Annotated in this window: 20 protein-coding genes and 2 pseudogenes; 7 read left to right on the top strand and 15 right to left on the bottom strand. The window is 52.6% G+C overall.

Annotated features, from left to right (window positions below; all coding sequences use genetic code 11):
• Positions 1–90: 90 nt before the first annotated feature.
• Together rtcB and rtcA are read left to right on the top strand one after the other, a co-directional pair.
• Positions 91–1,317 (top strand): RNA-splicing ligase RtcB, encoded by a 1,227-nt coding sequence (gene rtcB, locus D9736_RS16165; RefSeq protein ID WP_130258706.1) that lies wholly within the window; start codon positions 91–93, stop codon positions 1,315–1,317.
• A gap of 3 nt (positions 1,318–1,320) precedes the next feature.
• On the top strand, positions 1,321–2,337 hold the full coding sequence (rtcA, locus tag D9736_RS16160; protein ID WP_130258762.1) for an RNA 3'-terminal phosphate cyclase: 1,017 nt from the start codon (positions 1,321–1,323) through the stop codon (positions 2,335–2,337).
• A 42-nt stretch (positions 2,338–2,379) separates the two neighbouring features.
• Here rtcA and malT read toward each other — a convergent pair whose 3' ends face one another.
• A complete protein-coding gene (gene malT, locus D9736_RS16155; protein WP_130258705.1) occupies positions 2,380–5,085 on the bottom strand; it encodes an HTH-type transcriptional regulator MalT in 2,706 nt (901 codons plus the stop codon).
• A gap of 623 nt (positions 5,086–5,708) precedes the next feature.
• Between malT and malP the strand changes: the two genes are divergently transcribed.
• Positions 5,709–8,102: a maltodextrin phosphorylase gene (gene malP / locus D9736_RS16150; RefSeq protein ID WP_130258704.1), complete on the top strand. Its 2,394-nt coding sequence runs from the start codon at positions 5,709–5,711 to the stop codon at positions 8,100–8,102.
• Between the two features lie 9 nt (positions 8,103–8,111).
• Positions 8,112–10,196 carry a 4-alpha-glucanotransferase gene (malQ, locus tag D9736_RS16145; RefSeq protein WP_130258703.1) on the top strand — a complete coding sequence of 695 codons (2,085 nt, stop codon included), beginning with the start codon at positions 8,112–8,114 and terminating at the stop codon, positions 10,194–10,196.
• Between the two features lie 110 nt (positions 10,197–10,306).
• Here malQ and gntT read toward each other — a convergent pair whose 3' ends face one another.
• The 3 genes from gntT to gntX form a co-directional block, all read right to left on the bottom strand.
• Positions 10,307–11,623, bottom strand: coding sequence for a gluconate transporter (gene gntT / locus D9736_RS16140; protein ID WP_001131758.1), 1,317 nt, complete (start codon positions 11,621–11,623; stop codon positions 10,307–10,309).
• A 349-nt stretch (positions 11,624–11,972) separates the two neighbouring features.
• Positions 11,973–12,548, bottom strand: a complete 576-nt coding sequence (gene nfuA, locus D9736_RS16135) for a Fe-S biogenesis protein NfuA (protein WP_000619389.1) — start codon at positions 12,546–12,548, stop codon at positions 11,973–11,975.
• Between the two features lie 58 nt (positions 12,549–12,606).
• Positions 12,607–13,290 (bottom strand): DNA utilization protein GntX, encoded by a 684-nt coding sequence (gene gntX, locus D9736_RS16130; RefSeq protein WP_130258702.1) that lies wholly within the window; start codon positions 13,288–13,290, stop codon positions 12,607–12,609.
• A 37-nt stretch (positions 13,291–13,327) separates the two neighbouring features.
• Between gntX and bioH the strand changes: the two genes are divergently transcribed.
• Complete coding sequence (gene bioH, locus D9736_RS16125) at positions 13,328–14,098, top strand: pimeloyl-ACP methyl ester esterase BioH (protein ID WP_130258701.1); 771 nt, start codon at positions 13,328–13,330, stop codon at positions 14,096–14,098.
• A gap of 14 nt (positions 14,099–14,112) precedes the next feature.
• On the opposite strand, the gene D9736_RS16120 is transcribed toward bioH, so the two are convergent.
• The 9 genes and pseudogenes from D9736_RS16120 to greB all read right to left on the bottom strand — a co-directional run bounded on the left by D9736_RS16120 (position 14,113) and on the right by greB (position 22,253).
• Entirely contained in the window at positions 14,113–14,481 is a 369-nt protein-coding gene (locus D9736_RS16120) for a type II toxin-antitoxin system PemK/MazF family toxin (RefSeq protein ID WP_130258700.1), read from the bottom strand.
• The gene (locus D9736_RS16115) at positions 14,475–14,744 is read right to left on the bottom strand and encodes an AbrB/MazE/SpoVT family DNA-binding domain-containing protein (RefSeq protein ID WP_130217670.1); all 270 of its coding nucleotides are present in this window, start codon (positions 14,742–14,744) and stop codon (positions 14,475–14,477) included. Before D9736_RS16115 ends, D9736_RS16120 begins: the two co-directional genes overlap by 7 nt.
• A gap of 71 nt (positions 14,745–14,815) precedes the next feature.
• Positions 14,816–14,977, bottom strand: a pseudogene (locus tag D9736_RS16110) (transposase); the annotation flags it as partial.
• Positions 14,978–14,984: 7 nt separating this feature from the next.
• Positions 14,985–15,887: a recombination-promoting nuclease RpnA gene (gene rpnA, locus D9736_RS16105; protein WP_130258699.1), complete on the bottom strand. Its 903-nt coding sequence runs from the start codon at positions 15,885–15,887 to the stop codon at positions 14,985–14,987.
• Positions 15,888–16,089: 202 nt separating this feature from the next.
• Positions 16,090–16,326 (bottom strand): [Fe-S]-dependent transcriptional repressor FeoC, encoded by a 237-nt coding sequence (gene feoC / locus D9736_RS16100; RefSeq protein ID WP_001306319.1) that lies wholly within the window; start codon positions 16,324–16,326, stop codon positions 16,090–16,092.
• 10 nt (positions 16,327–16,336) lie between these two features.
• Entirely contained in the window at positions 16,337–18,658 is a 2,322-nt protein-coding gene (feoB, locus tag D9736_RS16095; protein WP_130258698.1) for a Fe(2+) transporter permease subunit FeoB, read from the bottom strand.
• Between the two features lie 16 nt (positions 18,659–18,674).
• The gene (gene feoA / locus D9736_RS16090; protein ID WP_001200455.1) at positions 18,675–18,902 is read right to left on the bottom strand and encodes a ferrous iron transporter A; all 228 of its coding nucleotides are present in this window, start codon (positions 18,900–18,902) and stop codon (positions 18,675–18,677) included.
• Positions 18,903–19,358: 456 nt separating this feature from the next.
• A complete protein-coding gene (locus D9736_RS16085; protein ID WP_130258697.1) occupies positions 19,359–21,680 on the bottom strand; it encodes a Tex family protein in 2,322 nt (773 codons plus the stop codon).
• Positions 21,681–21,776: 96 nt separating this feature from the next.
• Complete coding sequence (greB, locus tag D9736_RS16080; protein ID WP_000856744.1) at positions 21,777–22,253, bottom strand: transcription elongation factor GreB; 477 nt, start codon at positions 22,251–22,253, stop codon at positions 21,777–21,779.
• Between the two features lie 227 nt (positions 22,254–22,480).
• Here greB and ompR point away from each other — a divergent pair, with 227 nt between their 5' ends.
• Together ompR and envZ are read left to right on the top strand one after the other, a co-directional pair.
• The gene (ompR, locus tag D9736_RS16075) at positions 22,481–23,200 is read left to right on the top strand and encodes a two-component system response regulator OmpR (RefSeq protein ID WP_001157751.1); all 720 of its coding nucleotides are present in this window, start codon (positions 22,481–22,483) and stop codon (positions 23,198–23,200) included.
• The gene (gene envZ / locus D9736_RS16070; RefSeq protein ID WP_130217662.1) at positions 23,197–24,549 is read left to right on the top strand and encodes a two-component system sensor histidine kinase EnvZ; all 1,353 of its coding nucleotides are present in this window, start codon (positions 23,197–23,199) and stop codon (positions 24,547–24,549) included. The genes ompR and envZ overlap by 4 nt, the downstream gene beginning before the upstream one ends.
• Before the next feature lie 30 nt (positions 24,550–24,579).
• Here envZ and nadS read toward each other — a convergent pair whose 3' ends face one another.
• Both nadS and D9736_RS16060 read right to left on the bottom strand, forming a co-directional pair.
• A complete protein-coding gene (gene nadS / locus D9736_RS16065; RefSeq protein ID WP_130208987.1) occupies positions 24,580–24,876 on the bottom strand; it encodes a NadS family protein in 297 nt (98 codons plus the stop codon).
• Positions 24,877–24,934: 58 nt separating this feature from the next.
• Positions 24,935–25,117 (bottom strand): annotated as a pseudogene (locus D9736_RS16060) (type II toxin-antitoxin system RelE/ParE family toxin); the annotation flags it as partial.
• Positions 25,118–25,164 lie beyond the last annotated feature (47 nt).

The following is a 25,164-nucleotide window of genomic DNA, read 5'->3' as shown; positions in this document are numbered from 1 at the left end:
ACAATGAATTAAAAAATTAACCTGCATATTTAATTTTCTGGCACGACGGTTGCAATTATCAGGACATACCAACGAAAAGAGAAAAACAAAATGAATTACGAATTACTGACCACTGAAAATGCCCCGGTAAAAATGTGGACCAAAGGCGTGCCGGTAGAACCCGATGCACGTCAGCAACTTATTAATACGGCGAAGATGCCGTTTATTTTCAAACATATTGCGGTAATGCCTGATGTACACCTGGGTAAAGGTTCCACCATTGGTAGCGTGATCCCGACTAAAGGGGCGATTATTCCGGCGGCGGTGGGCGTGGATATCGGTTGTGGAATGAACGCACTGCGTACCGCGTTAACGGCGGCAGACCTGCCTGAAAACCTGGCGGAGCTGCGTCAGGCAATTGAAACGGCCGTGCCGCATGGGCGTACCACTGGCCGTTGTAAACGTGATAAAGGCGCATGGGAAAACCCGCCTGTTAACGTCGATGCGAAATGGGCTGAGCTTGAAGCCGGTTATCAGTGGTTAACGCAAAAATATCCCCGTTTCCTTAACACTAACAACTATAAACACCTGGGAACGCTGGGAACGGGTAACCACTTTATTGAAATCTGCCTTGATGAGTCGGACCAGGTGTGGATTATGCTGCACTCCGGTTCACGCGGAATCGGTAACGCCATCGGAACATATTTTATCGATCTGGCACAAAAAGAGATGCAGGACCAGCTTGAGACGTTGCCGTCGCGTGACCTGGCGTACTTTCTGGAAGGAACAGAATACTTTGATGATTACCTGAAAGCCGTGGCCTGGGCGCAGCTTTTTGCCAGCCTTAACCGCGATGCGATGATGGAAAACGTGGTAACGGCGTTGCAGAGCATTACGCAGAAAACGGTAAGACAGCCACAAACGCTGGCGATGGAAGAGATCAACTGTCACCACAACTATGTGCAAAAAGAACAGCACTTTGGCGAAGAGATCTATGTGACGCGTAAAGGCGCGGTGTCTGCGCGTGCTGGTCAATATGGAATTATTCCCGGTTCGATGGGAGCGAAAAGCTTTATCGTCCGTGGGCTGGGAAATGAAGAGTCGTTCTGTTCATGCATCCACGGTGCCGGGCGGGTAATGAGCCGTACTAAAGCGAAAAAACTGTTCAGCGTGGAAGATCAAATTCGTGCCACCGCGCATGTGGAATGCCGTAAAGATGCCGAAGTGATCGACGAAATCCCGATGGCGTATAAAGATATTGATGCGGTGATGGCGGCACAAAGCGATCTGGTGGAAGTTATCTACACCCTGCGTCAGGTGGTGTGCGTAAAAGGATAAATGATGAAAAGGATGATTGCGCTGGATGGCGCACAGGGCGAAGGCGGCGGGCAGATCCTGCGTTCGGCGCTGAGCCTGTCGATGATAACCGGCCAGCCATTTACCATCACCGGCATTCGTGCCGGGCGGGCGAAACCGGGGCTGTTGCGCCAGCATCTGACTGCGGTAAAGGCGGCGACGGAAATTTGCGGAGCAACGGTGGAAGGCGCGGAGCTGGGATCGCAGCGTCTGGTCTTCCGGCCTGGTACCATGCGCGGCGGCGATTACCGCTTTGCTATCGGTAGCGCCGGAAGTTGTACGCTGGTGCTGCAAACGGTGCTGCCCGCGCTGTGGTTTGCCGATGGGCCTTCGCGTGTTGAAGTGAGCGGCGGCACCGATAACCCGTCGGCCCCGCCTGCGGATTTTATCCGCCGGGTGCTGGAGCCGCTGCTGGCGAAAATAGGAGTTCATCAGCAAACCACATTATTACGCCACGGTTTTTACCCTGCCGGAGGCGGCGTGGTGGCAACGGATGTCTCGCCCGTGGCATCGTTTAACACCTTGCAACTTGGCGAGCGCGGGAACATTGTGCAGATGCGTGGAGAGGTGCTACTGGCTGGTGTGCCGCGCCATGTTGCTGAGCGTGAAATCGCTACACTGGTGGGTAGTTTTTCCCTGCATGAGCAGAATATTCATAACCTGCCGCGCGACCAGGGGCCGGGTAATACCGTCTCGCTTGAAGTCGAAAGTGAAAATATCACCGAACGCTTTTTTGTCGTCGGTGAAAAGCGCGTCAGTGCCGAGGTGGTCGCGGCACAGTTAGTGAAAGAGGTGAAACGCTACCTGGCAAGCCCAGCGGCGGTGGGGGAATATCTCGCTGACCAGTTGGTACTGCCGATGGCGCTGGCGGGCGCGGGAGAATTTACGGTCGCCCATCCCTCATGTCATCTGCTGACCAATATCGCCGTGGTGGAGCGTTTCTTGCCCGTGCAGTTCAGTCTGACAGAAACAGACGGCGTAACGCGAGTGAGCGTTGAATGATGCAGAGATGTAAGCCGGATCTGGCGCGTTATCCGGCTAAATTCACACTCCATACCCCATCATCTTCAGCAGTTTCTGCGCGTGTTGTACCGCAGCCTGGCGGTGGGCGACGCCGAGTTTTTGGTACAGATTGCGGATATGCGTTTTGATGGTGGTCGCTGCGACTTCCAGTTCACCGGCAATTTGTTCGTTGCTGTAACCGGAGTAAATCAGCCCCAGTACTTGCCATTCACGTTGTGTCAGCGGGCTGGTGCGGATAAGTTCTGGCACTTCCGGATGATTTAGCAGACGTTCAACGAAACTCTCATCGAAATGGGCGAATTTATGTCGATGATGTTGATTGATTTCCCGCAGAATACGCTGCGCGCGGTGCTGTTCCAGTTCCGGCAACGTATTGAGTTGAATCAGCTGACGTAACTGTTGCGCCATCGCTTCGCCTTCAATAACAAAATGACTGATAAATCCAGTGCGGTTTGCCAGTTTTAATGCATCCAGCAACACACGCTGGGCGTCGCTTTTACGCCCAGCTTGCCAGTACAACTGATTGAGTAAAAGCAGGTTCCGGTTGAGGTCGCTCATTAACCGCAGACTGCGGGCGTTTTCGTTCAGTTCTTCGAGGACTATTTCCGCCGGTTCAAACTCTCCCAGCAAGATTTGTGCGCGGGCAATGTTGCGCCATTGACCTTGCAGGAAGTGATTGTTCGCAAACTCTGGTTTCGCAGTATGGCTCAGCCAGTTGGCGGCAGCCGCTTTATCTCCGGTCATTTGCCAGTAAATCACCCGGACTTTGTTGGCGTTAGAGATCCAGTCGCTGTGATATTTGCCATTCCCCAGCAGGTTTTCCAGACGGTTTAGCTGGCTACGGGCGTTATCTAAATCACCACGGGCCAGCGAGCATTGGATCAACATTGCCAGGCACTGAAGCTGTTGCTGCGGCTGATAAGACGACAAGACTTCAATCCCGCTTCGCGCCGAGGCTTCGGCTTCATCCAGCCGCGCCCAGGCCCATAGCAGCTGTGCACGGATGCGCACCAGAAACTCATGCATCGGCAACTGTTCCAGATGCTGCTCGTTGATCAACTGGAATGCTTTTTCCTGTGTTTCCCATGCAGTTTGCAGGAACCCTTGGGCAAACAGAATTTCACTTTGCTGAATCAGACTCCACAAGGCGTAGTGCCAGACATCGTGCTGACGCGCCATTTGTTCGGTTTGCTGCATTAACGCCAGTGAACGGGGCAATTCGCCTTTGCAGTGCAACACTTCGCCAAGCACGGATGTCGCGACAATGCGGCTGTAGAACCAGCCCGGGGGCAGTTCTTCCAGCGCCAGTTTTGCCAGTCGCTCGGCTTCATCCGGATTGCCGTCGTTAATAGCCACCTGGGCGCGCAGAGCGTTAAATTCTGCGTGCATGGTACCTTCCCTGATATCCTTGATCTCATGCTCGGCACGCGCCAGCAGGGTGTTCACTTCGCCATAGCGATGTTGGCTTTGCATCAGCCACGCCTGCAACAACACCAGCTGTGGGTTTTCCAGCAGGCTGTCCCACGGCAGGGCGTTGAGCGACTCTTCCAGCAGTGACAGTTCGCTATGGTTGAACAAACTCCAGGCGTGATTAAGCAGAATATCGCGCAGCATCAGCGCGTCGCCTGCGGCCAGCGCATGATGAATAGCTTCGCTGGGGAAACCTTGCGCCATCCAGCTTTCTGCGGCAGCACGGTGAATTTCCGGCAGTTCCGCCGCCAGTTCCCACTGGCAGCGCTGGCGCAGGAAGTTGCCAAACAACGGGTGATAGCAGAACCACTCGCCGGTATCATCCATCCGTTGCAAAAACAGTCCCTGACGTTCAATTTCTTCGAGGCGCATTTGCCCGTTGTCTTCACCGGTCACGCGGGTGATTAGCGCATCGTTCATCGAGCGTAAAATGGCACTTTTCAGTAGAAAATGGCGCGTTGCCAGATCAACGTTATCCAACACTTCATCGACCAGATAATCAGAAAGATGGCTGGCATTAATGCCCGCCAGGCGACGTGCGGATTTGTGCGCAGAGTGGGTATTCTGTCGGACGGAGAGGGCGATTAATTGTAAAGCCGTTGCCCAACCAGAAACGTCATCGCAAATCCGGCTACTTTCAGCGGCTTCAATGGGCGAAGACAGACGGCAATCAAAAAACTGCTTGGCTTCCTGGTGGGTAAACGCCAGTTGCTGGCTGCCAATTTCCAGCAGTTGGTCACGTACACGCAAATTGGCAATACCCAGTTGCGGAAGATTGCGCGACAAAACCACCAGGGTCAGATTTTCTGGTTGATGACGAATAAAGAAGCGCATTGACTCGTGAATCACTGGGTTGGTGATCAGATGATAATCGTCAATAACCAGGTAGAGCGGCTGGTGCCACTCTGCCAGTTCGATAAACAGTTGGGCAAAAAGTGAGGATAGACTGGCATATTGCCGCTTTTGCGCCATCACTTCACTGGCGGGGCAATGCCCGTTGGTGGCCTGTTGAATTGCGGCAATCAGGTAGCTGGCGAAACGTTCTTGCTGGTTATCGCCGTCATCCAGCGAGTACCAGCCCAAATCGTTTTTGCCTGCCGCCCATTGGGATATGAGCGTTGTCTTTCCGTAGCCCGCAGGACTTGTGATCAGCACCAGCCTGAAGTTGTTCGCGCCGGAAAGTTTAGCCAGCAGGCGCTCACGAACCACGGTATGGTCGAGTCGAACCGGACGACTTAATTTTGACGGAATCAGCATAGTTAATCACTTCACTGTGGAAATTGAGGAAATATTATTTTTTTTGCGCTTCGTAATTAATGGTTATAAGGTCGGCCAGAAATCTGTGCAATGCAAGCGATGACGGTTTTTTATGTGTCTGAATTTGCACTCTGTCACAATTCAAAACCTTTATTAATGGTTCACCTAAAAACTACGCTGATTCAGCGTAGATACTGGATCTTATGGTGTTTTCTCGTGGTTCAAAAGCGTTATTAAAGCAATGATGCTTCCTTAATTCATGATGAAAGGTCTATCTAAAAAGATGATCCTAATAAATCTATTAAGAATGAGATGAATCACGATTGGTATTTCATTACTGAAACTATTTCGCTGCTTTACTTAATTTATAGAGTGGCTTTCCGCTTTTTGATAATACGCGACGCCCTTTCTTACTGTTAATCGTCGATTTTTTTGCGCTCTTTGGCACTGGGCCGATGCTTTTGCAGTTGATTGCACTACCTTTAAGTGTTCGCGATCACATTTTCTTGCTCATCCCCGTCACTCCTCCCCGCCTAATCCCCCGTAGGATGAGGAAGGTCAACATGGAGCCTGGCAAACTAACGATAACGTTGTGTTTAATGTCTAAGAAAACTGGAACTCCTATGTCACAACCCATTTTTAATGAAAAGCAATTTCAGGAAGCCCTGTCACGTCAATGGCAGCATTATGGCTTAACTTCTGCAGCTGAGATGACCCCTCGTCAGTGGTGGCAGGCCGTGAGTGAAGCGCTGGCGGAAATGTTGCGTGCCCAGCCTTTTGCCAAACCGACGGCGAATCAGCGCCATGTTAACTACATCTCAATGGAGTTTTTGATTGGTCGTCTGACGGGCAACAACCTGTTAAATCTCGGTTGGTATCAGGCTGTTCAGGATTCGCTGAAGTCTTATGACATCAACCTGACAGATTTGCTGGAAGAAGAGACTGACCCGGCGCTGGGCAACGGCGGTCTGGGCCGTCTGGCGGCATGTTTCCTCGATTCAATGGCGACCGTCGGACAATCCGCAACAGGCTATGGTCTGAACTATCAATATGGTCTGTTCCGTCAGTCATTTGTTGACGGTCAACAAATGGAAGCGCCAGATGACTGGCATCGCGGTAACTATCCGTGGTTCAGCCATAATGAAGCGCTTGACGTGCAGGTTGGGATTGGTGGCAAGGTCACGAAAGACGGACGTTGGGAGCCCGCATTTACCATTACCGGCCAGGCGTGGGATTTACCTGTGTTGGGCTACCGAAATGGTGTGGCGCAGCCGCTGCGTTTATGGCAAGCGACACATGCGCATCCGTTTAACCTCACCAAATTCAACGACGGCGATTTCCTGCGTGCTGAACAACAGGGCATCGACGCTGAAAAACTGACTAAAGTGCTCTATCCAAACGACAACCATACTGCCGGTAAAAAACTGCGTCTGATGCAGCAATATTTCCAGTGTGCTTGTTCGGTTGCCGACATTCTGCGTCGTCACCATCTGGCGGGGCGTAAACTGCACGAGCTGGCAGATTACGAAGTCATTCAACTGAACGATACCCACCCGACTATCGCTATTCCGGAACTGCTGCGCGTGCTAATCGATGAGCACCAGATGAGCTGGGATGACGCATGGGCAATCACCAGCAATACCTTTGCTTATACCAACCATACCCTGATGCCAGAAGCACTGGAGTGCTGGGATGAGAAACTGGTAAAAGCCCTGCTGCCACGCCATATGCAGGTAATCAACGAAATTAACAACCGCTTTAAGAAGTTGGTGGAAAAAACCTGGCCGGGCGATAAAGCGGTATGGGCGAAGCTGGCGGTGGTGCATGACAAACAAGTTCGCATGGCCAATATGTGCGTGGTAAGCGGCTTTGCGGTAAACGGTGTGGCGGCGCTGCACTCGGATCTGGTGGTGAAAGATCTGTTCCCGGAATATCACCAGCTATGGCCGAACAAATTCCATAACGTCACCAACGGTATTACACCACGTCGCTGGATCAAACAGTGCAACCCGGCACTGGCAGCATTGTTGGATAAGTCACTGAAAAAAGAGTGGGCTAACGATCTCGATCAACTGATTAATCTGGAAAAATTCGCTGATGACGCGAAATTCCGTCAGCAATATCGCGAGATCAAACAGGCGAATAAAGTTCGTCTGGCGGAGTTTGTGAAAGTTCGTACCGGTATTGAAATCAATCCTCAGGCGATTTTCGATATTCAGATCAAACGCCTGCACGAGTACAAACGCCAGCACCTGAATCTGCTGCATATTCTGGCGTTGTACAAAGAAATTCGTGAAAACCCGCAGGCTGATCGCGTACCGCGCGTCTTCCTCTTCGGCGCGAAAGCGGCACCGGGCTACTACCTGGCGAAGAATATTATCTTTGCGATCAACAAAGTGGCTGACGTGATCAACAACGATCCGCAGGTGGGCGACAAGCTGAAGGTTGTATTCCTGCCAGATTATTGTGTATCTGCTGCGGAAATGCTGATCCCGGCGGCGGATATCTCCGAACAGATCTCCACCGCAGGTAAAGAAGCTTCTGGTACTGGCAATATGAAACTGGCGCTTAACGGTGCGCTCACTGTCGGCACGCTGGATGGCGCAAACGTCGAAATCGCTGAGAAAGTCGGTGAAGAGAATATCTTTATCTTTGGTCATACTGTCGAGCAGGTTAAGGCGCTGAAAGCGAAGGGCTATGACCCGGTGAAATGGCGGAAGAAAGATAAGGTGCTTGATGCGGTATTGAAGGAGCTGGAAAGCGGCAAATATAGCGATGGCGATAAACACGCGTTTGACCAGATGCTGCATAGCCTCGGTAAGCAGGGCGGCGATCCGTATCTGGTGATGGCGGACTTTGCGGCTTATGTCGAAGCGCAAAAACGCGTGGATGTGCTGTACCGCGACCAGGAGGCCTGGACTCGCGCGGCGATCCTCAATACCGCCCGCTGCGGTATGTTCAGCTCGGATCGCTCAATCCGTGATTATCAGGCTCGTATCTGGCAGGCAAAACGCTAAGGAAGCGCGATGGAAAGCAAACGTCTGGATAAAGCCGCGTTGGCGGCGGGGATCAGCCCCAATTACATCAATGCCCACGGAAAACCGCAGTCGATTAGCGCCGAAACCAAACGGCGTTTGCTTGATGCGATGCATCAAAGTACCGCCACGAAAGTGGCGGTAACACCAGTGCCAAATGTCATGGTGTATACCGCCGGGAAAAAAATGCCAATGGCGGTAGAGGGCAGCGGCGAATTTAGCTGGTTGCTGACCACCGAAGAAGGTACGCAGTACAAAGGCCACGTGAGCGGTGGTAACGCGTTCAATCTACCGACGAAGCTGCCGGAAGGTTATCACACGCTGACGCTTACCCAGGATGAACAGCGTGCTCATTGTCGGGTGATTGTCGCCCCGAAACGCTGCTACGAACCGCAGGCATTGCTCAACAAGCAAAAGCTGTGGGGGGCCTGCGTTCAGCTTTATACGCTGCGATCGGAAAAAAACTGGGGTATTGGGGATTTTGGCGATCTCAAAGCGATGCTGGTGGATGTGGCGAAACGTGGTGGAGCGTTTATCGGCCTGAATCCGATTCATGCGCTCTATCCGGCAAACCCGGAAAGCGCCAGCCCATATAGCCCGTCTTCTCGCCGCTGGCTGAACGTGATTTATATCGACGTCAACGCCGTTGAAGATTTTCAGCTTAGCGAAGAGGCGCAAACCTGGTGGCACATGCCGACGACGCAGCAGACGCTGCAACAGGCGCGGGATGCCGACTGGGTCGATTACTCCACGGTTACCGCCTTAAAAATGACAGCATTGCGCATGGCGTGGAAAGGTTTCGCGCAACGTGATGATGAGCAGATGACAGCGTTTCGCCAGTTTGTTGCAGAGCAAGGCGACAGCCTGTTTTGGCAGGCAGCCTTTGATGCGCTACATGCCCAGCAAGTGAAAGAAGACGAAATGCGCTGGGGCTGGCCAGCATGGCCTGAGATGTATCAGAACGTGGATTCGCCAGAAGTGCGTCAGTTCTGCGAAGAACATCGCGATGACGTCGATTTTTATCTCTGGTTGCAGTGGCTGGCTTACAGCCAGTTTGCCGCTTGCTGGGAGATAAGCCAGGGCTATGAAATGCCGATTGGCTTGTATCGTGACCTGGCGGTTGGTGTAGCAGAAGGTGGGGCAGAAACCTGGTGCGACCGTGAATTGTATTGCCTGAAAGCGTCGGTTGGCGCGCCGCCGGATATCCTCGGCCCGTTGGGGCAGAACTGGGGCTTGCCGCCGATGGACCCGCATATCATCACCGCGCGCGCCTATGAACCGTTTATCGAGCTGCTGCGTGCCAATATGCAAAACTGCGGCGCATTACGAATTGACCATGTGATGTCGATGCTGCGTTTGTGGTGGATACCGTATGGCGAGACGGCGGATCAGGGGGCATATGTTCACTATCCGGTGGATGATCTGCTCTCGATTCTGGCACTTGAAAGTCAGCGTCATCGCTGCATGGTGATTGGCGAAGATCTCGGCACTGTACCAGTAGAGATTGTCGGTAAACTGCGTAGTAGCGGTGTTTACTCCTATAAAGTGCTCTATTTCGAAAGCGACCATGAGAAGACATTCCGCGCGCCGAAAGCGTACCCGGAGCAGTCGATGGCAGTTGCGGCGACACACGACCTGCCAACGCTTCGCGGTTACTGGGAAAGCGGTGATTTAACGCTGGGCAAAACGCTGGGCCTGTATCCGGATGAAGATGTGCTACGCGGTTTGTATCATGATCGCGAACTGGCGAAGCAGGGGCTGCTGGATGCACTGCATAAATACGGTTGTCTGCCTAAACGCGCCGGGCATAAGGCGTCGCTGATGGCGATGACGCCGACGCTTAATCGTGGTTTGCAACGCTACATTGCCGACAGTAACAGCGCCCTGTTAGGGCTACAGCCGGAAGACTGGCTCGATATGGCGGAACCGGTAAATATTCCTGGAACCAGTTACCAGTACAAAAACTGGCGACGCAAGCTTTCCGCAACGCTTGAGACGATGTTTGCCGATGATGGGGTGAACAAGTTGATTCAGGATCTGGACAAGCGGCGCAGGGCGGTAGCGAAGAAGAAGTAGAGTGCGGTTGATGCCGGATGCGACGCTTGACGCGTCTTATCCGGCCTACTAATTAATGCCGAATCGTAGGCCGGATAAGGCGTTCACGCCGCATCCGGCCATCAGTATTATCAAATCACCATATTCAGCAGCAGACAGCCAACCAGACCGCACACTGAGATAATGGTTTCCAGCATCGACCAGGATTTGATGGTCTCGCCGATAGTCAGGTTAAAGTACTCTTTGAACAGCCAGAAGCCCGGATCGTTCACGTGCGAGAAAATCACACTACCGGAACCAACCGCAATAACCATCAGCTCTGGGCTAACGCCTGTCGTTGCAATCAGCGGTGCCGCGATACCCCCCGCAGTGATTGCCGCAACGGTTGCGGAACCCAGCGCGATACGCAGTACGGCAGCAATCGACCATGCCATCAGCAGCGGAGAAATGTTGGTTTCGTGCATCATGGAAGCAATGTATTTGTCCACGCCGCTGTCTACCAGCACCTGCTTGAACGCACCGCCACCACCGATAATCAACAGCATCATCGCGATGATTTTGATGGAAGAAACCAGCGTGTCGTTAATCTGATCCATTGAACGGCCACGGTTCAGACCAAAGGTGAACATCGCAATCAGCACAGCAATCAGCGTTGCCATTACCGGGTCACCGAGGAACTCCGCCACCGGCAGGAAAGCGTGACCTTTCGGCAGGATCATTTCGGCAATCGCACGCATCGCCATCAGCACAACTGGCACCAGAGAAGTCCAGACGCTGACGCCAAAGCTCGGCATTTCTTCTTCGCTGAAGGTTTTCGCGCTGTACAGACCTTCCGGGATTGGCTTATCGATACCTTTCAACACACGAGCGTAAACCGGACCGGCGAGAATCACGGTCGGGATTGCCAGAATAGTACCGTACAGCAGGGTTTTACCCATATCGGCATTGAAAATGGTGGCAATCGCAGTCGGGCCCGGATGCGGTGGCAGGAAGCCGTGGGTCACAGACAGTGCAGCCGCCATTGGTACTCCAACATACAGCAGTGGAATATTCGCGGAAGCCGCGATGGTAAACACCAGCGGCAGCATCAGCACAAAGCCCACTTCATAGAACAGGGCAAAACCAACGGTAAAACCGGTCAGTACCACCGCCCACTGGATGTGTTTTTTACCAAATTTGGCAATCAGCGTGGTGGCGATACGTTGTGCACCACCGCAGTCTGCCAGCATTTTGCCCAGCATCGCGCCAAAACCCATGATCAGGGCAAGGCTGCCGAGCGTACCGCCGACACCGGCTTTGATAGAGCCAATAACTTTATCCAGTGGCATACCTTGCATTAATCCAACAGCAAGCGCCACCAGGACGAGAGCGATGAAACCGTTCATTTTGAAGCGGATCATCAGGAGTAATAACAAGATTACACCGATAGCAACAATGACTAATGGCATGATTTACCTGGCCTTTCATTTGTTATGGGTAACGTCAGGCTTCTGACGATAAATTCTGATCGTCCCAACTGGGAACAGAGATATAACAGCACCATGGCTGACGACTTCTAAAACTAATTAGTGTAGTCAGATGTTATGAGTGTGTTTGGTGCCCATGTAAATGATACGGGTAACATTGTGTGCTTGAGAATCACCAGAGCGGGGTAAATTTAAATTATGAGAGGTTGGTCATATTATCGCGGGGAAACGAAGGGATGGATTTGCCGAGTCAATGTAGAGCCAATGCCTGGCAGACGGCCCGATAAGACGCTTTAGCGTCGCATCGGGCTATCTGCAAAAGAGGGGGGACTTAGTAGTAAGAGTGCTCGCCGCGCTGGTGTTCGGTGAGATCGCGTACACCTTTCAGCTCCGGGAATTCGTTCAGCAGCTGCTTCTCGATCCCCTCTTTCAGCGTCACATCGACCATAGAACAACCGTTACAGCCGCCGCCGAATTGCAGAATGGCGTAACCGTCTTCGGTGATTTCCATCAGCGAAACGCGACCACCGTGACCGGCAAGTTGCGGGTTGATCTGCGATTGCAGCATATACTCCACACGCTCCATCAGCGGCGCATCGTCAGCCACTTTACGCATTTTGGCGTTCGGGGCTTTCAGCGTTAACTGAGAACCCAACTGGTCGGTAACAAAGTCGATCTCTGCATCTTCCAGGTATGGCGCGCTTAACTCATCAACATACGCAGTCAGCAGGTCAAATTTCAGGGCGGTGTCGGTGGCTTCCACAGCGTCCGGCGGACAATAAGAAACGCCACATTCAGCGTTAGGCGTGCCAGGGTTAATCACAAATACGCGGATTTGTGTCCCTTCTTCCTGGTTTGCCAGCAGTTTGGCAAAGTGCGCTTGTGCAGCATCGGAAATACGGATCATAGTAATGGCCTAATAGTTGACTATTTTAGTTGGTTATAATACGCCCATCATCGAGGCTCTACAAGGTTCGACAAAGGCACCAGACCTGGACTGTCGCCGCACCATTGCGTAAAAGCAGCTGCGCAATCTCTGCGACGGTACTTCCGGTGGTAACGACATCATCCACAATCACCATATGGCGACCTTGCACAGGCAATTCAAGGCGAAAGGCATTTTTCAGGTTGCGCTTGCGCAGCCGGGCACTGAGAAAATGCTGGATAGCGGTGGCCCGTGTTCGTACGACGGCTTCGCTATCCCACTGGCAGTGCAACCAGCGTGATAACGGCTGACACAGCAAATCGCTCTGATTAAATCCCCGACGCCAGTGACGCCGCTGCCATAACGGAACGCTGATGATGCGATCCGGCAGTTGCAACCCGGCGGTACGACGAGCGTGTAAGACCTCCAATAGTAACAGACGTGACAGGGCGCTGGCGATTTCGCTGCGCCGCGAAAATTTAAGCTGGTGGATGAGCGGGCTTAATGGCGGCGTGTAGTTGGCGACCGTGACCAGTCTTTGCCAGGGCGGCGGTTTTTGCAGGCAGCGGCCGCAGGGAAGATGTGAGTGTGTGGCGGGTAATCCACATTGTGGGCATAAGGTTTTATCTGTACGTGCGGCGCGGGAGCAGACCGAACAAATCCCCCAATGACCTAACGCCAGCGGCATTCGGCATAGCCAGCATAATCCCGGTACTGTTAGCATATGTTCATCCTTGTAAGTCAAAAGAGAACAATAGCGGATGAATAACATCTGGTGGCAGACCAAAGGTCAGGGGAATGTTCATCTTGTGCTGCTGCACGGATGGGGACTGAATGCCGAAGTGTGGCGTTGCATTGACGAGGAACTCAGCTCGCATTTTACGCTGCACCTTGTTGACCTGCCCGGCTTCGGGCGCAGCCAGGGATTTGGTGCGATGTCGCTTGCTGAGATGGCAGAAGTCGTGCTGCAACAGGCACCGGATAAGGCCATCTGGCTGGGCTGGAGTCTGGGGGGACTGGTGGCAAGCCAGATTGCGTTAACCCATCCCGAGCGTGTTCAGGCGTTGGTTACCGTGGCATCGTCACCGTGTTTCAGTGCTCGTGACGGCTGGCCGGGGATAAAACCGGACGTGCTGGCAGGTTTCCAGCAGCAACTGAGTGAAGATTTTCAGCGCACAGTAGAACGGTTCCTTGCGTTACAAACCATGGGTACAGAAACGGCACGCCAGGATGCGCGAGCGCTGAAGAAAACCGTTCTGGCGTTACCGATGCCGGAGGTTGACGTGCTTAATGGTGGGCTGGAAATTCTGAAAACGGTCGATCTCCGTCAGTCGCTGCAAAACGTACCTATGCCGTTTTTGCGATTGTATGGCTATCTCGACGGTCTGGTGCCGCGCAAAGTGGTGCCGATGCTGGATCAACTCTGGCCGCACAGCGAGTCATACATCTTCGCCAAAGCGGCCCATGCGCCGTTTATTTCGCATCCGGATGAGTTTTGTCACCTGCTGGTGGCATTGAAGCAGAGGGTGTAGGCAGGAAGTGAGGGTTACTGTTGTGGGTCGATTATATTCACCAGTTTACCGATCACCTCACTAATCAATGCTTCATCGGCAACAGTATGAAATTGAGCGCCACGGGCAATAAGATCGACTGCTTTCAGCTGGTGACAAAGCACAACGCCATGCAGGTTACCGGTTTGCGTATCATGGGGGAGGACGTTCACCGTCACCCCTGTGGAACGTGCTGCATTTGCCCCTGTTGAAATCGGACAGCACATAGCAACTTTTAAAACATTGTTGAGTTCTTTGTCTGTTACCACAATGCAATAATGTGGATCCCGAAGTTCATGCCCGGCAACCGGATCAGGGTTAAAACACCAAATCTCACCACGATGTGGCGTCCGTGCCTTTACCATGCTTCATTACCTTTTTTCCCTTCAGCCCATCCTTCTGTGGACTGATTTAGCTCCGTAATTTCGCTTTCATCGATCTGACTCAACAACTGCGCGACGGTAAGACGCCCACGTGGTTTGTGCTCTGTTGCGCGCAAATTAACGCTATCGCCTTTTTTCTCCACGGTAAGCTCTGTGCCCGGTGACCAGCCAAGATCGGTGGCAACATCTCGTGGGATAGTAACGATCATGGCTCCTCCTTGTTGCCGTAATTTCACTGTCTGCATATCAGTTCCTAAGTGCTACTTTGTGTTACATGCAAGATAGCACAAAGTAGCACTTAAGCAGGGGATAGTGTCTACTGGCTCGCCGCAGCCAACTCTTCTTCTGACACCCCGGTAAAGCGCATGATGTCTGCAAGAGGGACTCCGGATTCAAGCATTATTTTTGCTATATGTAAGGCTTTGGATTGTTCCCCTTCCTGCCGCAACCTTTCCGCAATAGTCATTAAACTCTCCTTTGTTTTATCAATGGATAATTTCTTTAAGCTCCTCCATCGTCAGGCTGGTAAATAATATTATGTATTCATGGGGGATACCCGCTTTCAGCATCGTTTGGGCAATATCCAGGGCTTCCAGGCGTCGTCCTTGCTGTACGCCTTGACGATGACCTTCCTGCCGCAATCTTTCCGCAATAGTCATTAAACTCTCCTTGTGTTTCGGTGAACGTTCGGCCACACCGTCGATAAAATCGTTAAAACGCACCGCATCGCCGGTTTGCAATATGTAATTAAACAGCCCTTTGATTTGTCTGTCATTAGCGTATCCACTACTTAATAAGCAGGCCATTTGCTCTACCAGCCCCATCAGGTCGCGTTGACGAATATGTTTTTGAATTAACTCCAGCAGCGCCATGCGTCGGTGTTGCATGATTTCATCATCAGGCATGACGGTGACATCAATCAGCGGAAATGCAGAGGCATAGAGCTGCCTGGCCAGGTTGGGATCGGCGAAACAATCCAGCCAACACAGCGAATAGGGATAGGGGCTTTCAATACCGTGGTAAAACAACAACGGCACCACCATCGGCAACGTTTTGTATCCGGCATCAAGGTGGTTTTGCATTGCGGCAATGGCGTAACGCATCATGCGAAATGCGATCAGTTTGTTTGAGGTGCTTTGATGTTCAATCAGGCAATAGATATATCCCGGTCCTTGTTCCGTTTTCACCGACCACAGCACGTCGGAGTAGCTTTCACGCAGATCGTCATCAATAAAACTGCTCGACTCCAGCTTGAGGGTTTTCATATCACAGAGCGCGTGAATGGGGGCCGGTAAATGGAACGCAAGAAAATCGCGTGCCGTGTCCGGTTGGCGTAAAAAGAGTTTGAACAGTGCATCGTGTGGGGTGGAACTCTGCTTTTTGCTCATGGCGTTCCTTCACCTGTTGTTTGAATGTCGCGACTCTACGCGCCACTCCACACCTGTGCATTAGCGAGTTTTCATCCCTGCGAGACGCTTTCAGAGGAACTTACTCTGTGCTGCAAGAATTGCATTTTTATGGAAAGCCGCACGCAAAAAAGCCCGGTAGCAAACGCATACCGGGCTTTTCAAAACAGGCGATGGAGTATGGTTAACGCAGCGCCCACCACTCGCGCAGACAGGCTTTTCCTTCCGGGCAGCTTTTACAACTGCCGGAGAGGCAGCCGTCGGGTTCTTCCTGAATCCGCACGGCTTTGCCCATACTTTCCAGTTGTTGCAGCATGGCGTTAATCATTGGCTGTGGAGTGTTCAATGCCTGGCTTATCTGGGCCGCTTCCATACGACCCCGTAACGCCAGCAAATCACGCACCTGAATGAGCGAAGCCATTGCTGTATCCTTAGTGGCAATCGCCAGTGGTGCTGGCTGCACAGCAACTGCTTACCGACTTGCGCGTTGCCAGCAGTTCGATATCCACCCGGCTACGCGCGCGGCGCAGCAAACCGATAACCACGATGTTAAACAGGATAACCGCCAGAATGCATACCAGACTGTAGGTTGGATGCTGGCTGTAGCTGGCGACTTGATAGAACAATGTTGCCAGCGAGTAAGCGATATTCAGCCCCCACAGGATGGAGAAGCCCATCCAGCCACGGCTTGATTCACGCGCGATAGCACCCATCACCGAGATGCACGGTACATACAGCAGGACGAAAATCAGGTAGCTGTAAGCGGCTGCGGCGCTACCGAATTTCTGATCCATCACGCCCATCGCCCCGGTACCCATTTCGCCGTCGCCTTTGCTTGCTTCAATGGGGTTCATCAGTACGCTAAGGCTGAAGGTGTCTTTCAGGCTCTGCCAGGTTTCATCTACCGCACTGAACAGCTCTTCACCGAGGTTAAATTCCGCCGGATTGAACTCTTCGTCCTGAATATTTTCTGCGGTGTAGAGGGTGTTGAGCGTACCCACCACCACTTCTTTCGCCATGGCACCTGTAAACAGGCCAACCGTTGCCTGCCAGTTATCTTCATGTACGCCAATCGGCTTGAAGACCGGGGTGATCACCCGGCTGACGGAAGCCAGCGCCGAGTCGTTGATGTTATCGACGATTTTTCCGCTCAGCGAGAAGCTGTTGAAGGCGCTCAGGAAAATGCTGACGATGATAATCACTTTACCAGCACGCAGAACGAAGCCTTTCAGACGCTGCCAGGTCTGGATAATCAGGCTTTTAACGTGTGGTACATGGTAGACCGGCAGCTCCATGACGAACGGCGTCGCTTCACCGCGCATGATGGTGTACTTGAGCATCAGGCCAGTCAGCACCGCCATCACGATACCCAGCATATACAGCGAGAAGACCGCCAGCGCGCCGTTCTGCCCGAAGAAGGCAGCCGCAAATACTGCGAAGATAGCCAGACGTGCGCCGCAGGACATAAACGGTGCCATCATAATGGTCATCAGGCGTTCACGCGGAGCATCAAGAGTTCGCGCGCCCATTACCGACGGTACGTTACAACCGAAACCAACGATCAGCGGTACAAAGGATTTCCCCGGCAAGCCCAGCGCCTGCATCAGACGGTCCATCACAAACGCCGCACGCGCCATATAACCGGAGTCCTCGAGGAAGGAGAGGAACAGGTACATCATGCCGATCTGCGGCACCAGTGGCAGCACGGTGTTAATACCGCCGCCCAGGCCCTGGGCGAGGAAGATAGTCAGCCAGTCCGGGAAGTGGAGCGTGTAGCCAATCCACTGAATACCATGCACAAATAGCGCCACGGAGCCGACGTCAAACAGCGGCTGTAACGCCCCGCCGATGTTGATAGCGAGCAGGAACATCAGGTACATCACAAAGAGGAAAATCGGCAGACCGAGGAAACGGTTGAGCACGATTTTATCTACCGCAGTGGTGAAACGGCTGGGTTCTGCCGTCAGGGTGTTGCTTACCACATCACAGATGGCAGCAATGCACTGGTAACGCGCATCGGCAATGTGCAGCGCCGGATCGTCCATCTCATTACGCAGACGGGCGAGGGCGGCATCCAGATGCTGCGACGCTTCACCGGCGTAGGCGCGGCTGTAGATATCGCCTTCCAGCATTTGCAGGCCCAGCCAGCGACGCTGCTTGAGCGGGATGTCGGACGGCATCACTTTTGCCAGCGAGTCGGCTTCATTGATTAGCGGCTGGGCGTAATGCACCAGTTCTACATTGTCGTTGGCTTTGTAGCGGTCAATCGCCAGTTTCAGAGCTTCGATACCGCGACCACGCGTGGAAACCAGTGGAACTACCGGGCAGCCAAGACGCGCCGACAGCGCATCAATTTCGATGCGAATATTTTGTTTCTCGGCAATGTCGAGCATGTTCAGCGCCACGATGCAGGGAATGCCGAGTTCCAGCAGCTGTAGCGTCAGGTACAGGTTACGCTCAAGGTTAGACGCATCCACCACGTTAATCAGCAGATCGGCGTCGCCACTCAAAATGTAGTGACAGGCGATTTGCTCGTCCAACGACGTCTGCGATGAAATAGTAGTCAGAGAATAAGTACCGGGCAGATCCACCAGCGTGACCTGATGATCGGTGGTGGAAAACTGACCCTCTTTACGTTCGACGGTAACGCCGGCCCAGTTTCCTACACGCTGACGTGCGCCGGTGAGCTGGTTAAATAAAGTTGTCTTGCCAGAATTTGGATTACCAATTAAGCCAATGGTTAATTTTTTCATTGTTGTTATCACCGTATTAACAGGAAACCGCTTCCACTTCTAATAAGGCCAGATCTTTTTTCCGTAATACTAGGCTTACACGACGGGTTTCGATATGAATGGGGTCGCCGAGTGGAGCGACGCGCACCACATTAAAAGAGGAGCCAGGTAACATGCCAAGAGAAAGCAGTTTTTGGCGATATGCCGGGCTGATTTCACGGGAAAAGCCAGTGATTTTCCACGCAGTATCTGGAGTGTATTGCATAGGTGCCTACTTGTTTCTCATTAACTGGATAACTACCTCATGGGGCGTTTGACAGCGACATGAGACCAGATGATTTGCCAACGAAGGAGAGATTAAATAATCAACAGTACAATGATAATGAGAATGGTTTCTATCAGCAATACTTAAAATGTGTGCGAATGTTGGTTTGAATAATAATCTGACTCAATGTTGATGTGGCTCAAGGTTATATCGCAGCCAAAATATAATTCGAATGACGAATTATTAGGGCGGGTTAATGTTTAATTAAGGTTTCAGTTGTTAATGAGGTGATAAATATTAACGGAATATATTGTGAGTTTGGCTGTGGAATAAATATGCCGGAGAATATCTCCGGCATATTTATGTCAGGCAGGGCGTTCGTTGGCAGATGCGGCGTGAACGCCTTATCTGGCCTACGATTTCGTGCAAATTTGAACCGTAGGCCAATCAGGGTGTTTAACGCTTTTTACCCATTGCTGCCGCCAGCGCATCCATCATCGCGCTATTACCGGCAGGCTGCGCTTCACGCCCACGCGGTTTGGCTGCCGGGCGGTTGTTTTGCGGGCGATCGTTACCGCCGCCGCGACGAGCGTTGGCTTCGCCAGGCTGCTCGTCCAGACGCATGGTCAGGGCGATACGTTTACGCTGAAGATCCACTTCCAGCACTTTCACCTTCACAATGTCGCCTGCTTTCACCACGGTATGCGGATCTTCCACAAACTTGTTCGACAAAGAAGAGATGTGAACCAGGCCGTCCTGATGTACGCCGATATCAACAAAAGCACCAAAGTTGGTGACGTTGGTGACCGCGCCTTCGAGGATCATACCCGGTTGCAGGTCGTTCATCGTTTCGACGCCATCGGCAAACTGAGCGGTTTTAAATTCCGGACGCGGATCGCGACCCGGTTTTTCCAGCTCTTTGATGATGTCGGTTACCGTCGGCACACCGAATTTCTCATCGGTAAAATCAGACGCTTTCAGGTTACGCAGCTCGCTGCTGTTACCCATCAGATCTTTCAGTGCCTGCTGTGTTGCTGCCAGAATGCGTTCCACCACCGGATAGGCTTCCGGGTGAACGGTAGACGCGTCCAGCGGGTTATCACCGTGGTTAATGCGCAAGAAGCCCGCACACTGCTCGAAGGCTTTCGGCCCCAGACGGCTCACTTTTAACAGTTGCTGACGGTTCTGGAACTGGCCGTTCTCATCGCGCCAGGCCACGATGTTTTGCGCCATCATGCGCGTCAGGCCCGCTACGCGAGTTAACAGCGGAACAGAAGCGGTATTCAAATCAACGCCAACGGCGTTAACGCAGTCTTCTACTACTGCATCCAGCTTGCGGGCCAGCTGCGTCTGGCTGACGTCATGCTGATACTGACCCACGCCGATAGATTTCGGATCGATTTTCACCAGCTCCGCCAGCGGATCCTGCAAACGGCGGGCGATAGATACTGCGCCACGCAGAGAAACGTCGAGATCCGGGAACTCCTGTGCTGCCAGCTCGGAAGCCGAGTAAACTGATGCGCCAGCTTCGCTGACGATCACTTTCTGCGCGGTCACTTTCGGGAACTGCTTCTGGACATCAAGATAGAAACGCTCGGTTTCGCGGGAAGCTGTACCGTTGCCGATCGCCACCAGTTCAACGTTATGCTTTTCACACAGGGCAGCAACGGTCATCGCTGCTTTTGCGGCTTGTCCGGTGTGCGGGTAAATGGTATCGGTTGCCACCAGTTTGCCGGTTGCATCGACTACCGCTACTTTTACCCCGGTACGCAGACCCGGATCGAGGCCCATCGTCGCACGCAGTCCGGCAGGGGCCGCCATCAGCAGATCGTGCAGGTTACGGGCAAAGACATTAATCGCTTCATCTTCCGCACGTTCGCGCACGGTGCCCATCAGTTCTGTTTCCAGATGCATCAGCACCTTGATGCGCCACGTCCAGCTCACCACGCCTTTGCGCCAGCTATCCGCCGGGGCATTGTTCAGGCGCAGGCCGAGATGATCCATGATGATTTGCTCGCAATAGCTCTCTTTTGGCGGCTCATCGAACTGCGGATCGGCATTCAGCGAAAGCTGGAGTATGCCTTCGTTACGACCACGGAACATCGCCAGCGCGCGGTGAGAAGGCACCGTTGACAGCGGTTCGTGATGATCGAAATAGTCGCGGAATTTCGCCCCTTCCTCTTCTTTACCGCTCACCACTGTAGAAACCAAATGCGCGTTTTTCCACAGATAATCACGCACTTTTGCCAGCAGCGCGGCATCTTCGGCAAAGCGTTCCATCAGGATATAACGCGCGCCGTCCAGCGCGGCTTTGGTATCTGCCACGCCTTTATCGGCATCAACATATTGTGCGGCGGCGACTTCTGGCGTGTGTGACGGATCGCTCCACAGCAGGTCAGCCAGTGGCTCAAGACCTGCTTCAATGGCGATTTGCCCGCGGGTACGACGTTTAGGTTTGTAAGGCAGGTAGAGGTCTTCGAGTTCGGTTTTGCTCAAGGTAGCGTTAATGGCATTCGCCAGCTCGTCGGTGAGTTTACCTTGCTCAGAAATGGACTTGAGAATAGCCTGACGTCTCTCTTCCAGCTCGCGCAGATATCCCAGACGTGTTTCCAGATTACGCAGCTGCGTGTCATCCAGACCGCCGGTGATTTCCTTACGATAACGTGCGATAAACGGCACGGTATTCCCTTCGTCAAGCAGGCGAACGGCAGCGTCAACCTGTTCCGGGCGTGCCTGAATTTCACCCGCAATAATGCGGCAGAACGAATCATTCATCATGGTTTGAGTTCATCTTTTCGGATCAAAAATCAGGGGATAGTTATACGGACTGGCTGGCAAAAATGCCAGCCATCGGCAGGAGGTTAAGACTCTTCCTTACGGTTTCACGTACTCGATAGCATTAACATACCAGCTCGCTTCCCCGGCAGGGGTATTCACCACCGCCAGATCGCCCACTTCTTTTTTCAGCAATGCGCGGGCCATTGGGGAATCGATAGAGATGTAGTCTTTACGGCCAAAGATTTCATCATAGCCGACGATCCGGAAACGGTGAGTCACGCCATCGTCGTTTTCAATCTCTACCCACGCGCCAAAGAAAACTTTTCCTTCCTGCTGGGGCGAGTAATCGACGATTTTGAGATTTTCCATGCATTTAGTGAGATAGCGCACACGACGGTCGATTTCACGCAGGCGCTTTTTATTATACTGATAGTCAGCGTTTTCGCTGCGGTCGCCCAGACTTGCGGCCCAGGTCACCTTCTTTGTGACTTCCGGGCGCTCTTCACGCCAGAGATAATTTAGCTCTTGTTTGAGTTTTTCATACCCTTCCCGGGTAACCAGGGGCGTTTTCATCTCGTTGATTCCCTTTGTCTGTTTGATAATGCGCACATTGGGTATAACGTGATCATATCAACAGAATCAATAATGTTTCGCTGAATAAATTGTATACTTAAGCCGCTGTTTAATATGCTTTGTAACAATTTAGGCTGAAATTCATACCAGATTTAGCTGGTGACGAACGTGAGCTTTTTTAAGAATACACGCTTACAAATTGTTGCGAACCTTTGGGAGTACAAACAATGCAAGAGAACTACAAGATTCTGGTGGTCGATGACGACATGCGCTTGCGTGCGCTGCTGGAGCGTTATCTCACCGAACAAGGCTTCCAGGTTCGAAGCGTCGCTAATGCAGAACAGATGGATCGCCTGCTGACTCGTGAATCTTTCCATCTTATGGTACTGGATTTGATGTTACCTGGTGAAGATGGTTTGTCGATTTGCCGACGTCTTCGTAGCCAGAGTAACCCGATGCCGATCATTATGGTAACGGCGAAAGGGGAAGAAGTTGACCGTATCGTTGGCCTGGAAATTGGTGCTGACGATTACATTCCAAAACCGTTTAACCCGCGTGAATTGCTGGCCCGCATCCGTGCGGTGCTGCGTCGTCAGGCGAATGAACTGCCGGGCGCGCCGTCACAGGAAGAAGCTGTGATTGCTTTCGGTAAGTTCAAACTTAACCTGGGTACGCGTGAAATGTTCCGCGAAGATGAACCGATGCCGCTGACCAGCGGTGAATTTGCGGTCCTGAAGGCGCTGGTCAGCCATCCGCGTGAGCCGCTCTCCCGCGATAAGCTGATGAACCTTGCCCGTGGCCGTGAATATTCCGCAATGGAACGTTCCATCGACGTGCAGATCTCTCGTCTGCGCCGCATGGTGGAAGAAGATCCGGCACATCCGCGTTACATTCAGACCGTCTGGGGTCTGGGCTACGTCTTTGTACCGGACGGTTCTAAAGCATGAGGCGATTGCGCTTCTCGCCACGAAGTTCATTTGCCCGCACGTTATTGCTCATCGTCACCTTGCTGTTCGTCAGCCTGGTGACGACTTATCTGGTGGTGCTGAACTTCGCGATTTTGCCGAGCCTCCAGCAGTTTAATAAAGTCCTCGCGTACGAAGTGCGTATGTTGATGACCGACAAACTGCAACTGGAGGACGGCACGCAGTTGGTTGTGCCTCCCGCTTTCCGTCGGGAGATCTACCGTGAGCTGGGGATCTCCCTCTATTCCAACGAAGCTGCCGAAGAGGCCGGGCTGCGTTGGGCGCAACACTATGAATTCTTAAGCCATCAGATGGCGCAGCAGCTGGGCGGCCCGACGGAAGTTCGCGTCGAGGTTAACAAAAGCTCGCCTGTTGTCTGGCTGAAAACCTGGCTGTCGCCCAATATCTGGGTACGCGTGCCGCTGACCGAAATTCATCAGGGCGATTTCTCCCCGCTGTTCCGCTATACGCTGGCGATTATGCTGATGGCGATTGGCGGGGCGTGGCTGTTTATTCGTATTCAGAACCGACCGTTGGTCGATCTCGAACATGCTGCTTTGCAGGTCGGTAAAGGGATTATTCCGCCGCCGCTGCGTGAATATGGCGCTTCGGAGGTGCGTTCGGTTACCCGCGCCTTCAACCATATGGCGGCTGGTGTTAAGCAACTGGCGGATGACCGCACGCTGCTGATGGCAGGGGTAAGTCATGACCTGCGCACGCCACTGACGCGTATTCGCCTGGCGACCGAGATGATGAGCGAGCAGGATGGCTACCTGGCAGAATCGATCAACAAAGATATCGAAGAGTGCAACGCCATCATTGAGCAGTTTATCGACTACCTGCGTACTGGTCAGGAGATGCCAATGGAACTGGCGGATCTTAATGCGGTGCTTGGTGAGGTGATTGCCGCGGAAAGTGGCTATGAGCGTGAAATTGATACCGCGCTTTATCCTGGCTGCATAGAAGTGAAAATGCATCCGCTGTCAATCAAACGTGCGGTGGCGAATATGGTGGTGAACGCTGCCCGCTATGGCAATGGTTGGATCAAAGTCAGCAGCGGAACGGAGCCAAATCGCGCCTGGTTCCAGGTGGAAGACGACGGTCCGGGTATCGAGCCTGAACAGCGTAAGCATCTGTTCCAGCCTTTTGTCCGCGGCGACAGTGCGCGCACCATTAGCGGCACGGGACTAGGCCTGGCGATTGTGCAGCGTATCGTGGATAACCATAACGGGATGCTGGAGCTTGGCACCAGCGAGCGGGGCGGGCTTTCCATTCGCGCCTGGCTGCCATTACCGGTAACGCGGGCGCAGGGCACGACAAAAGAAGGGTAAATAAACGGGAGGCGAAGGTGCCTCCCGTTTTTAGATTGTTTTCAATTGATTGATAATGAAAGGATTCGCTTGCAAAAGCAGGAGCAATTTTCGAGGTGCTCCGGTAGGTTGACGGCGTTTGGTTTCCCAGCTTTTTACCAGGTCGTAACTCACCCCCACGGCGACAGCGAAATCTTGCTGACGTAAGCCAGTTGCTTCACGGATCGCTTTTACATCGATTTCGCTAAAAGTATGGACGTGTTCTGGCTCAGGCGTTTTTTCACCCTTTTCGATGCGTACCATTTCTTCTGCGCTGGCAAGAAGATCAGCAAATAATTCGTCTTTCATCTATTTCCAATGCCTCTGTTGGCGTTGCGGCCGTGATGGGATTTGTTGAGCTTCAACATTAAAGCAGCTTTTCGGACAATAGTTTCAATGCCTTTCTTTGTTCTTCTGTTAAATCATCCTGTTCATTTTTAGGATAAATCAATGCCAGATAAATTCGGCCATTGCGTGTCACGTTGTAATAAATTATCCGAATGCCGCCCCGTTTCCCCATACCAGAACGGTTCCAGCGAATTTTTCTGAAACTGCAGATATAAAAAAACCCCTTATCCGTTTGGATAAGGGGTCAGT

Source organism: Escherichia sp. E10V10 (assembly GCF_004211985.1).
Taxonomy (GTDB): Bacteria; Pseudomonadota; Gammaproteobacteria; order Enterobacterales; family Enterobacteriaceae; genus Escherichia.
The sequence above is the reverse complement of the archived record's forward strand: the minus strand, read 5'-3'. Positions and strand labels throughout refer to the sequence as shown.